General features: G+C 66.4%; 6 protein-coding genes. All 6 read right to left on the bottom strand.

Annotated elements, in window-relative coordinates; all coding sequences use genetic code 11:
* Positions 1-7: 7 nt before the first annotated feature.
* The 6 genes from AB4083_RS11870 to AB4083_RS11845 all read right to left on the bottom strand — a co-directional run bounded on the left by AB4083_RS11870 (position 8) and on the right by AB4083_RS11845 (position 11,842).
* Positions 8-2,239 carry a cellulase gene (locus tag AB4083_RS11870; protein WP_441608016.1) on the bottom strand — a complete coding sequence of 744 codons (2,232 nt, stop codon included), beginning with the start codon at positions 2,237-2,239 and terminating at the stop codon, positions 8-10.
* Between the two features lie 23 nt (positions 2,240-2,262).
* On the bottom strand, positions 2,263-5,229 hold the full coding sequence (locus AB4083_RS11865; protein ID WP_441608015.1) for a TonB-dependent receptor: 2,967 nt from the start codon (positions 5,227-5,229) through the stop codon (positions 2,263-2,265).
* Positions 5,230-5,971: 742 nt separating this feature from the next.
* Positions 5,972-6,496, bottom strand: a complete 525-nt coding sequence (locus AB4083_RS11860; protein ID WP_441608014.1) for an SRPBCC family protein — start codon at positions 6,494-6,496, stop codon at positions 5,972-5,974.
* 73 nt (positions 6,497-6,569) lie between these two features.
* Positions 6,570-7,724, bottom strand: coding sequence for a CaiB/BaiF CoA transferase family protein (locus AB4083_RS11855; protein ID WP_441608013.1), 1,155 nt, complete (start codon positions 7,722-7,724; stop codon positions 6,570-6,572).
* A gap of 108 nt (positions 7,725-7,832) precedes the next feature.
* A complete protein-coding gene (locus AB4083_RS11850; RefSeq protein WP_441608012.1) occupies positions 7,833-9,662 on the bottom strand; it encodes a glycoside hydrolase family 127 protein in 1,830 nt (609 codons plus the stop codon).
* Entirely contained in the window at positions 9,659-11,842 is a 2,184-nt protein-coding gene (locus tag AB4083_RS11845) for a formylglycine-generating enzyme family protein (protein ID WP_441608011.1), read from the bottom strand. Before AB4083_RS11845 ends, AB4083_RS11850 begins: the two co-directional genes overlap by 4 nt.
* Positions 11,843-11,845: the final 3 nt, after the last annotated feature.

Here is an 11,845-nt window from a genome sequence, read left to right as displayed (position 1 = left end):
GGTATCCTCATGGACGTTTTCCCGCACCGGCGGCGGGATCGCCATAGAAGATCCCGCGCCCGCTGGTCGCGAAATACAGCCGCCCGAACACGCGCGGATCGCCGACGAGATGGCTGATCCGTCCATAGCGATGATCGACATCGTCGATCCGCTGCCAGCTCGTGCCGTCGTTCAACGAGCGGAAGATGCCTTGCGCGCCGCGCACGCGGCCGGCGAGGAACAGGGTCGGCTTCGACGACCCCGGTGCCGCCTTGCCGAAGCCGAAAGCATCGGTGCCGGTCACGCCTTCAAAGCGCTTGAGTACGCGGCCCGTGTCGTTACCGCGCAACCATTCGCCTTCGCGACTGCCGACATACAGCACGCCCGCCTCATCCGGCGCGGCCTGCACCCGCGTCTGCGCACGGCCACGCGACGCATCGCCAAGCGCACCACCGATCGCCGCGAAATGCTCACCGCCATCGTGGCTGACATACAAGGCGCCACTCATACGGTCGTAAGCGTAGAACCGCTTCGCGTCGATGCGATCGCCCAGCACCCGCAAGCCCGTGCCCAGCCCTTCGACGGCAGCCCAGGTCTTGCCGAAATCATGCGTGAGATACACATGCTGAGCGTTACGCGGCGCCCACACCACGGCAGCGCCATCCGCCGCAACCGCGATACTCCCCGCACCTTCACCCTCCGGCGGCTCGCTCGCGAACGCCTGCCACTGCCTGCCGCCATCCTCCGACCACGCCGCCCGGACCGCCGCGCCGAATGGCTTGCGCAGGAAACCGCTGCGCACGATCAACGCGGGCTTCGCCTGGGCGAAGTCGATGCTCTCGCCGTTGGCGTAGCGCGGTGGTGCGGCGAACTGCAGTTGCGCGGTATCCAGTTCATCGTGGCGATAGCCATCGAGATCGCCGATCGCACTGAGCAGGTGCGCGCCCTCCGGCGGGCTGATCAGGCCCAGCGCCACGGTCTCTTCCAGGCCTGCGTCCTGGAACGTCCAATGCACGGTGCCGCCGCGCTCCAGCGCCCGCATGTCGCGCGAAGCCCAGATGCCGTAGCCGGTGACGAACAGCACGTGGTCCGGGTCGTAAGGGTCGATCTCGATGGAGGCCAGCCAGTGCGGCGTGTGATCGCGCGTCCAGGTGGCGCTGCCATGCTCAAATTCGGAACGCGGGAACACCGGCGTCCAATGCGCGCCGCCATCGACGCTGCGGAACAGCTCGTCCTTCGGCGTGTAGTGCGCAAAGGTGGCGGTCATCAGCACCTTGGAATCGCTCGGATCGACCGTCACCGCACCCCAGCCGCTGCGCTGGTTTTTCCAGGGCGTGATCTCGCTCCAGCGCGCCCGTGCCGGCTCGAACTTCCACACCGCCCCGTCGTGCATGGTGTCGGGGCCGGGTTCGTCGCCATAGCTGAGGTAGTACGTACCGTCGCTGCCGCGCGCCATATGGTTGGGACGAAAGCCCACGGGTTGGCCGGATACCGCTTGCCAGCTGCGGCCGCCGTCGTCGGAACGGAACAGGCTGGTGGCTTGCGTGGAGACGCCGGCATACAGCGTGGGCGTGGGCCGCCCCGGTTGGCCGCTGGCCGGCTCGAACACCACGAAGACAATGCCGATGGCCTGGCGGCGCCACGGATTTTCCGCGCTCGCGCCCGGCGAGGTCGCTACGGCCGGAAAGCTCTCCACCTTCGACCAGTGCGCGCCGCGGTCATCGCTGCGCCACAGCCCCGCACCGCGCGAACCGAAGAACAGCACACGGCCATCATGCGGATCGACGGCCAGGCGTTCGCCGTTGCCACGACCTAGTTCATTGCCGCCCAGCTTGAACGGCAGATCGGCGCGCTCGAAATGCCTGCCGCTGTCGGCAGAACGCAAGATCGCGCCATTGCCGACCTGCGGCGCGGTGTAGGTACCAGCGGCCAGGTAAACGCGGGCGGGATCGGACGGATCGACCGCGAGGCTGTCGATGCCCAGCAGGTTGTCGTCCTTCGCCTCGATCCAGTCGGTGAGCGGTAGCCAGCGCCTGGCCGCATCATCCCAGCGATAGGCGCCACCGACGTCAGTGCGGGCGTAGTAAAGGCCCTTCTCACGCGGATGGAACACCAGGCCACTGACGAAGCCGCCGCCGCCGATGCGCACGCCGGAGTAGCGGTAGGGCACCGCTTCCTCCGCCATCGCGACGACGGCCAACGCCAGCGCGCACAGCGCCAGCACCGCCTTCAAACCGAGCCGCGCGTGGCGGCTCCGCATGCCCTTGCCCGCCAGCCCCGCCATCAGAACGTCGCGCGCACCACCAGCTCATAGCGCCGGTCGTTGACGAACCAGCCACGGTTATACAGGCGGTGGTCGATCGTGCCGTCGGCATAGCTGGTCGGTCCCATCAGGACCTTGGTGGTGGCATTGGTGAGGTTGTTGGTCTGCAGGCCCACCTGCACGTTCTTGTTGAGGCGGTACATGATCGAGCCATCGAGCTGGCCGTAATCGTCCGACCAGGTCGGCAGTTTGGTGGCCACGTCGCTGGCGGTCAGCAGATAGCGCGAGCGCCAGTTCCAGGCCAGGCGCATCGACCAGTCGCCGTATTCGTACATGCCCACCAGGTTGTAGCTGCGCTTGGACAGGCCTTCCAGTGGCAGGGCCACGCCGGTGACGGTGGTGTTGGAGTACGGATCGGTGGCGCTGTTGGTGCCGCCCTTGCTGTCGACATAGGTGAAGTTGGCCTGCACGCCAAAGCCCTTCAGCCAGCCGGGCAGGAAGTCGAAGAACTGCTGGTAGCCGAGTTCGGCGCCACGGATCTTGCCCTTGCTCATGTTGTACGGGCGGGTCACCTCGAACGGCTGGCCGCTGTAGGTCTCGGTGCGCGTCTGGTTGGAGATGTAGTCACGCACGTCCTTGTAGAACAAGGTGGTGTACAGCTGGCCGGCGGGTGCGAAATACCATTCCAGCGCGGTGTCGTACTGGTTGGCGCGCATCGGCTTGAGGTCCGGATTGCCGGCCGTGCCGGTCCACTTGGTCACCGCGGTGTTGTCCGAGGTGAGCGTGGCGCCCATCTGCACATACGGCTGCAACTGGGTGAAGTCCGGACGGGTCATCGCCCTGGAGGCGGCCAGTCGCCATTGCAGGCTGTCGGTGAACTTGAAGCGCAGGTTCAAGCTGGGCAGCGCGTTCTTGTAGTGCCCACTGGAGTTCAGCGGGAAATACGCGCCGTTGTAGATGGCCTTCAGGCTGGGGTCGACGCCGCTGGTGGTGAGGTCCGGATACTGGCCGTAGCCGCTAGCTGTCACGTCGGTGCGCACCAGGCGGATGCCCACGTTGCCGTCCACCGGCACGCCAAGCGCATCGTCGCTGCCGAAGTACAGCACGCCGTAGGCGGACTTGGTCTGCTCGCTCTGATCGTTGACGTCCTGCTTGCGATAGATATCGCGCGGCGCCCAGCCCGTGGGCGAGCCCACCGAATGCAGCTGCTGGTAGGCGTAGTGATAGTCGCGGACCAGTTTGTCGCTGGGGAAGTACAGCTGCGGCGGCATGCTCGCGTTGCCGCGGAAGAAGTTCGAATACGTGTACAGCGAGGACATGCCCGGCAGATAGGTGGCCAGGTCCGCCAGCCCGCTCGGGCTGTTGATGGTGGCCCAGTTGTCCGAAACCACGCCCCAGTTGTAGCCGTTGTTCTTGTTCAGCTCGCTGCGGCTGGTGGCACGCACGCCGAATTTCACGTAGCGCAGCCATTTGTTGTCCTCGAAGTTGTATTCGAGATCCAGCCGCAGGGCGCGCTCCAGCCCCTTGTTCCGCTCGTGGTGATCCATCGCCGCGCTCCAGAAGTAATTCGCCGGATTGCTGCCGTAGGCGGCGGGGTTGGAGGTGATGGTCGGCTTGGATCCGGTGGGCACGTTCAAGGTGACGCCCGGCAGGTAGGCGGCGTCGAACACGGTGAAGTCCAGCGACTGGCTGGTCGACTTGACGAACTGCGCATCGGCGTACAGCACCATCTGGTCGTTGATGTTGTACTTGAGGCTGTTCGACCAGTCGGTGGTGATGGTGCGCTGAGTCGCATAGCGGCGGTCGGCCATGAAGCGCACGCCATTGGTATTCAGGTTTCCGCGCCACGAATCGGACGCCAGCGTGCCGCTCTGGAACACGCCATTGCTGTCGTAGTTGAAGGTGCCGCCGTCGGCCGGATGCACGTTGTTGCTGCTGTCATTGAAGATGCCGCCGAACTCGTCCCACTGCATGCGGTAGTCCGAGCGCAACACCTGGCTGGTCAGCTCCAGGTCCTTGGTCGGGCGCCACTGCAGCGCGCCCGCCAGGCCGATGCGGCGGCGCTGGAAATCCAGCGTGCGCCAGTCGGCACCACCGGGCACATAGACATTGGCGAAGTTGGTGCCCTTGAGCACGGCATCGTCGTTGCGCTTGACGTAAGGCTCCATCTGGATGCCGTCCGAGCGCGTGGCCAGCTCGGAGAAAGCCACGTCGAACAATGCACCGAACTCGCCATGATTCTCGGTCTTCCACACATTGCTGTAGAGGAACGAAGCGGACGGCTTGCTCTTCTTGGCGAAATCGCCTTCGTTGATGCCGCCGGTGAAACCGATCACCCGCCCCGGCGAGTCGAACGGCAGGCGCGTGCGCAGGTTCACCGTGCCGCCGATGCCGCCTTCGATGATTTCGGCGGACGGGTTCTTGTATACGTCCACGCCGGCCATCAGCTCGGCCGGCACGTCCTCGAAGCTGAGGCCGCGGCCGGAGTTGGCGCTGAATACGTCGCGCCCGTTCAGTTCGCCGCGCACCTGGGTCAGGCCGCGGATCATCACGCCGCTGCCTTCGGCGGAGAAGTGGTCCGGGTCGTTGCGCGCCATGAAGTGATCGATGGTGACGCCGCTGATGCGCTGCAGGGTTTCGGTGACACTGCGGTCGGGCAGTGCGCCGATGTCCACGGCGGTGACGGAGTCGACGATCTGGTCGGCGTTCTGCTTCAACTGCTGGGCGGATTGCAGGCTGGCGCGCACGCCGGTGACGGTGACGCCGGCAAGCTCCTGCACGGATTTCTCGTCTTTCTTCGGCTTGGCCTTGGGTTTGGCCGGTGCGCCGGTCTTGGCTGGGGCGCCGTTGTCCTGCACGGGTTCGGTCTGCTGCGCGGAGGCGCTGGCAGCGTAAAGCAAGGCCAGCCCGATGGCGGCGGCCATGACGAGGCGCGCGGGTGCCTTGGACGGGCGGCGCAGTGCCCCGCCATGCAATCTTTCGATCATGGTCTTTCGACTCCCCAACAGATTTTTGTGTCCGTGGACTTGCGTCCTTCGGCTTTGCGCAGGTCCGGCCGATTTCCCCTATCGACGGCTGGGTACCAGCCATGCCGGGCTGCGGTGGTTCGCATGCTGGGATGGCGGCGGGCTGCGCACAATTACGAAATTGAATGTTGGGGGTAATGTTTCTTCGTTTGCGGTTGCCACATGGATCGTGACAAATGAGGGCTTTTCGTCATCCCGGCGCAGGCCGGACGAGCGCGTAGCGCGAAGAACGCCCGCAGGGCGGCCCCGAAGGGGTGAGCGAAGCGAATCATCCAGTAGTGGTGGCGCTTGATTGTCGTGCTGACGCCAGGTTGGCTCGCCTTCGGCGAGTGTTTCGCCCCGCTGCCGCGGGGCGACTTACTTTCTCTTGCTTGCCCAAGAGAACGTAAGCAAAGAGAAGGGCACCCTGCTTGGCGCCCTCCGGTGGCTACGCCACCTACGGGTTCGTGAGGGCTGGCCGGGCTTTTTGACAGGGCATCCATGCCCTGATCAAAAAGGCGGGGACGTCCTGTCCCCGCCCCCCTGCGGGGGCCTTTTCGTCCAGCCCTCACCGCCGGCGCCAAGGGGACCCGGTAGATCAAGAGCAACGGCGAAAGCGCACAAGCGGAACGCAGCGGCTGCGCCGCTTGGCTCTTGGCGAGGGCTGGGGAGAGGGGGCGGGGCTTGCGATAGCGCCTCCGCCGAAGGCCGGACGCAAGCGCTCTTACCCTTCCGTCACCGCCCTCAGCTTCTCCAACCCCACCTCAAAATCCTTGCCCACCATCCGGTCGAAATTGAATACCAGCCCCATCAGCTTCGACATGAAGGGGCTGGCGCCGGACATGGTCCAGGTCACGCGGGTGCCTGCCGTGGTCGGTTCGAGCACGAACTCCGCCACGTTGTTTGCCTTGAAGGGCCGGAAGAAATCCAGCTTGATCGCGACGCGCGACGCGGGCGTGGCTTCGATGATTTCCATGCGGCCGCTGCCGATCTGCTTGTTGCCGTCCCAGGCATAGATGGCGCCTCGACCGTGCGGCGCGCCGCTGTAGTCGCGCTGCATCGCCGGATCGCGTTCCTCATACGGCGACCAGGTGCGCCAGCGATGGAAATCTTCGATCAGGGGAAAGATGCTTTCGGGCGGTGCCCCGATGGTGGCGGTGCGTTCGATGCGGAACCGGTCCGGGCGCCCGGCGGCGATGGCCAGGACGATGACCAGGGCGATGACGAGGACGGCAACGACGATAAGCATGGCAGGTCTCCTTGGAGGATCGGGGGTGGTCTGCCTGATCGACGAACGAAGCCGGCGCCTTTCGACATGCCGCTTACAAGTTCCGCATCACCTCGTCCGTATGCTGCCCCAGCATCGGCGCCGCGAACGGCTCGGGGCCGGGCGTGCGGCCGAATTTGATCGACTGCGCGACGCCGTGATACCGGCCTACCACGGGGTGATCGATGGTGCCGACGATGCCCTCGGCCAGCACCTGCGGATGCTCGAACATGTCCTCGATGCGCCGCGCGGCGGCGCTGGGGACCTCGTCGCCGAACAGCGTTTCCCAGGCCAGCGCGGGGCGGGTGGCGAGTGCTTCGTGCAGTGGCGGCAGGATTTCGGCGGCGTGTTCGGCGCGTTTGCGCACGGTGTCGTAGCGGGGATTGCCGGCCAGCGCGTGCAGGCCGGTCTTCTCGCATAGCGCACGCCAGAAGCGCGGGGTGTTGGCGGAGATGTAGATATGGCCGTCGGCGGTGGGATGGATGCCGGTGACGCCGCCGGAGCGCATGTCGCGGCCGATATCCAGCGATTCACCCTTGGCCCAGATCAGCCGTGCCGATTGCATGGTTAGCGCCGCGCGCAGCAGCGACACGCCGACGAACTGGCCCAGGCCGCTGCGTTCGCGCTCGTACAGCGCGGAAGACACGCCGGCGGCGAGCAGGGCGGCGGCGTAGTAGTCCACCACCGAGCCGTAGATGATTTCCGGCGGGCCGCCGCGCTTGCCTTGCAGCGCGCACATGCCGGTCATGGTCTGCAGCACCTGGTCATAGCCGGCCTTGTCGCGCATCGGGCCGGATTCGCCGTAGCCGGTGATGGCGCAATAGATCAGGCGCTGGTTGATGGCGCAGAGCTGGTCGAAGTCGATGCCCAGCCGCTTGGGCACGTTGGGTCGGAAGTTGTGCACCAGCACGTCGGCGTCGCGCACCAGGCGCAGCAGCACGGCGTGGTCGGCGGGGTCTTTCAGGTCCAGCACCATGCCGCGCTTGCTGCGGTTCACGCCGAGGAAGGCGCGGCTCTCGCTGGGCAGGGTGGAGGGGTATTGGCGCAGGTTGTCGCCGCCGGGCGGTTCGATCTTCAGCACGTCCGCGCCCTGGTCGGCGAGCAGGGTGCAGCCATAGGGGCCGGCGATATAGGCGCTCAGGTCGAGTACGCGGATGCCGTGCAAGGGACCGCGCGGCGCGCTGGCCGGATCAGTGCTGGTGCTTTCCATACGCCGCGTGTCCGCGTGATTCCCGATGTCGTGTCGTCCTTACTTTGCGCCTGGGCCGCGCATCGAAACAGGCGCGCCCGATATGTTCTGTCAGCACGATCGCTTGCTTCACCGCGCGGGCTCCGGCGCCAGTGACATCCAGGTCAGCCGCCATACGCCATCGGCACGGCCGCCGGCGCGGTAATACGGTTCGAAGCGCAGCGGTGCGCGCTGCAACGGGCGCAGTTCCAGCAGCGGTGCGGCATCGCCTTCCTGCGGCGGCAATACGGTGAGCCAGTCGGTGGCATCGCTGGAGGGCAGGCGCAGCGTTTCTTCCGTCTTGAAGCCGTCGATCAGCCCCGTGGCGTAGACCAGCGGGCCGCGCGTGAGACCGAGGTATTCGAAATACAGTACCTGCTGGCGCACGGTCTCGCCGTCGGGCGCCCGCGACTCCTGCACGTTGCGGTTGACGGCGCGGTGGACGCGCGCAGTCATGGGGAAGTCCAGCACCACTTCGTCGCCGTCATGCCATTCGCGTTCGATGGCGGCGTAGCGCCCAGGTGCCGCGACGATGCTTTCGCCGCCGACGCGCACCCGGGCGCCCTCGGCCCATGAGGGTACGCGCAGCTTCAGCTGGAAGCGCGCCGGTGCCTGCATGCGCAGGCGCAGGATCACGCCGCCCTGGAAGGGATAGGCGGTGTGCTGTTCCAGTGTGATCTGGCCCGCGCCAGGCCACTCGAAGCTGGCGCTGCCGGGGCCATAGAGATTCACCGCCACACCACGCGCCTCGCGCAGATACGCCACGCCAGGCAGTTCCTCCAGCGCCATCGCGCCGCTGGATTTGCAGCAGCGCCAGTAGGTGGTGTGCACGCGCCGGCCATTGGGGAAGACGTAGTAGCACCAGTCCTCGCCATTCGGTGCCTGCGCGCCGAGCAGGTCGTTATAGGCGGTGCGCTCGATCTCCTCGGCGTATTTCGGCTCGCTTTCGATCAGCAGCAGTTCGCGGTTGAGCTGGATCCAGGCGAGGCTGGAGCAGGTCTCGACATAGCCATGGGGGCTGAACGAACCCGGCGCGTTGAACACTTCGCGCGAACGGTGCGCCACGCCACCCCAGGGGCCGCCGCCCAGCGTGAGGTGGTGCGTGCGGATGCTTTCCCACATGCGCTGCAGCGCATCGCGATACGCCGCCTCGCCGGTCGCCTTGTACAGCTTGGCCAGGCCGACCAGGTTCCAGGCCAGCTGATAAGCCTTGCCGGTGGCGATTTCCGCGGCGTCTGCGCCCGCTTCGATGCGCGGCAGCAGCGCCAGGTCGCGCTGGGCGTTGGCTTGCGCCAGCACGTGCCTGGCCAATTCCAGGTAGCGCACTTCTCCGGTGGCGAAGTGCAACTCCATCGCCGGGTCCAGCAACACGGTGGCCGACAGGCCGAAGTGATTGCCCAGCTCGGTGATATCGATGCCGCCCTCGGTCAGCGTGCGCCAGCACAGGTCGCCGATGCGCCGTGCGGCATCGAGCCAGCGCGCTTCGCCGACATGCCGATGCGCCTCCACCAGCCCGAGGATCAGGTAGGCATGCGTCCAGATATCCCAGGTGCGCACGCTCGGCTCGCCGTTCCAGCTCGGCGGTTTGGGCGGTTGCGGACGCATGAATCGGCGCTCCGGCGCATAAGTGCCGAGGTAGCCATCCGGCTCCTGCACCGACACCAGGAAATCGGCAACGCGATGTAACCGCGCGGTCAGCTCGGCATCGCCGGTGCGCGCCGCGGCCTTGGCGGTGGCATACAGCCATTTGCCGGCGTGCTCGCCATACCAGTCGCCTTCGCTGTTCTGCTCGCGCCGCTCCGGCGCGAACAACGCGATGGCGGGGCTGTGTTCGTCGATGATGAAGTGCGACAGCCGCCCGCGCGCGTTCGCGGCCAGCGCTTCGCCCAGCAAGCCGTCCAGATGCACGGCGATGCTCACGAGGCGTCCACCACGCAGCGGAAACCGATGCTGCCGGAGCGGTCCTTGCTCGGGGCCATCAACAGGTACTTGCCGTGCTGGTCCAGCCGGTACGCCTGCGGGAAATACCAGTGCGAAGTGCCCGGCTGGTAGCTGCTGCCGCCGCGCAGCACGGCGGCGCGGGTGTGTTCGTCCAGATACTCGTCGGTCCACTGCCATACGTTGCCGACCAGGTCGAGCAGGCCGAACGGGCTGGCACCGTCGGCATGCGCGTCCACGTCGTCCGGCGCGCGCAGCGTGCGGCCGCGGTTGATGGCAGGCACCTTGCCCTCGTCCCAGGTATTGCCCCAGGGATACAAACGCCCGTCCGCGGCTTGCGCCGCGTACTGCCATTCCCACTCGTGCGGCAGGCGCTTGCCGGCCCATGCGGCGTAGGCGCGCGCATCCTCGATCGACACCCAGGTCACCGGCTTGTGGTCCCAACCGAACGGCGGCGCACCGTCGATCCAATGGTGGAGGAAATGATGCGGGTCGGCAGGATGCCAACCGCTGGCCTGCAGGAAGGCATGGAACTGCGCATTGGTAACCGGCGTGCGGTCGATAAAGTAGGGCTTGAGCTGCATGCGGCGGCGGTGGCCGCGGCGCGGCGTGCTCTCCCACGGGTATTGCACGTCGTTGCCGGCCCAGGTCTGGCCTTCGATCTCGATGCCGCCGACGGCGAAGTCGAATGTACCGCCGGGGATCGCCAGCATGCCGTCCGGCGCCGACGCCGCCGGTGTCGTGGGGGCGATCGCGCGCAACTGCTGCGGCAACGGCTTCCACGTTGCGGAATAAGCACTAAGCGTTGTCGCCGCGAGTTGGTGCATGCGCGCGAGGAAGCTATCCAGTCCTTCGACCGACGCACCGGCTGCCAGCGCCAGTACGGCGCCAAACCCGCGCGCTTCCATCGCAAACGACAGCACCGCACGATCGTTCTCGATGCGCGGCTCCAGCGCCACCCCATGCCACGCATCGAAGTAGCGCGTGCCTTCGCGATGCGGCACGGCGAGCTGCTCGCCGTCGATGTCGTACTCGTGGCGATTGACCAGGTTCCACACGGTGTAGTGGTCCAGCGGAAAGCGCGAAGCGAATACGCCATGCTGCAACGTGTGCTCGTACGGCCGCCAGGCCATGCTCACCATCGCCGGCGCGAACTGCCGCTCGATCGCCGCGATCCGGCGCAGCGATTCTGCATCGCGCGGCGTGAGCTGGTTCCAGATGCCCCACACGTTCTCCCACGCGTTATAGCCGACGCCGTTGAAGAAGATGTACTGCAGGTCGTGGTTGCGCTCGCGTCCCCAGCGGTTCTCGTAATTGATCATGTGGCGCGGTTCCAGCCACTTGAACTTGGCTACCGGCGGCACCGCCTCGTTCGGTGCCTTCTTGCCCCAGCTCTGCACGTTCCAGATCAGCTGCTCCTCGGCGCTGATGGTGGATTCCGGCTGCAGCACCACCGGGCGGCCGGCGGCGGCGCAGGCGTCGAAGAAGGCGCGCGGCACGCCATTGTAGGTATCACCGTTGAGGCCGTCGGCGCCGACCACCTTCACCAGCGCCGCCGCCGCATCCCAATCGTGCTGGCCTTGCGGACGCGTGCCGTTATCCCACGGCATGGTGGGCAGAAACACCCGCACGCCGCGGCGGTGAAAATCCTCGACCGCACTGCGTAGGCCATCCAGGCCGCCGGGCAGGTCGCGGGCGAGATCGAACTGGTTGCGGTCGTCGATGCCGATGTTCGGGTAGACGTACCAGAGCAGCACGCTGTCCAGGCCGCCGTAGCGCTGTTCGAGATCGTCCAGGTAACGGTCGACGGTGTAGCGGCCGGTGTCCGGATCGTAGAAGTAGCGATCCTCCACCATCATCTGCGCGTGCACGAAATTGCGCTGCGCCCATTGCAGCTCGGGGCGGCGGTAGTTGGCGTCGTCGTAGCCGATGCGCGTGAGGTGTTCGCGGCGCCAGTCCTTCAGCTCGGCGATCCAGTCGGCGGCGGTGCCGTCCACCTCCATCTTCCAATGGCCGATCTCGGCGAACGGCCAGCCCGGCGCCTTGCCCGGCGTGGGCAGATAGCGGCCGGTGGTGACGTGGGAGAACTTGTATTCGGTCTTCACCGGCGGCGGGTTGGCGTCGTCGGAATCCACGTCGTGCGGTTGGTCGGTATGGCTCATGGG

This window comes from Dyella sp. 2RAB6 (genome assembly GCF_052115385.1).
Lineage (GTDB): Bacteria > Pseudomonadota > Gammaproteobacteria > Xanthomonadales > Rhodanobacteraceae > Dyella_D.
This window is presented reverse-complemented; position numbering and strand designations above follow the sequence as displayed.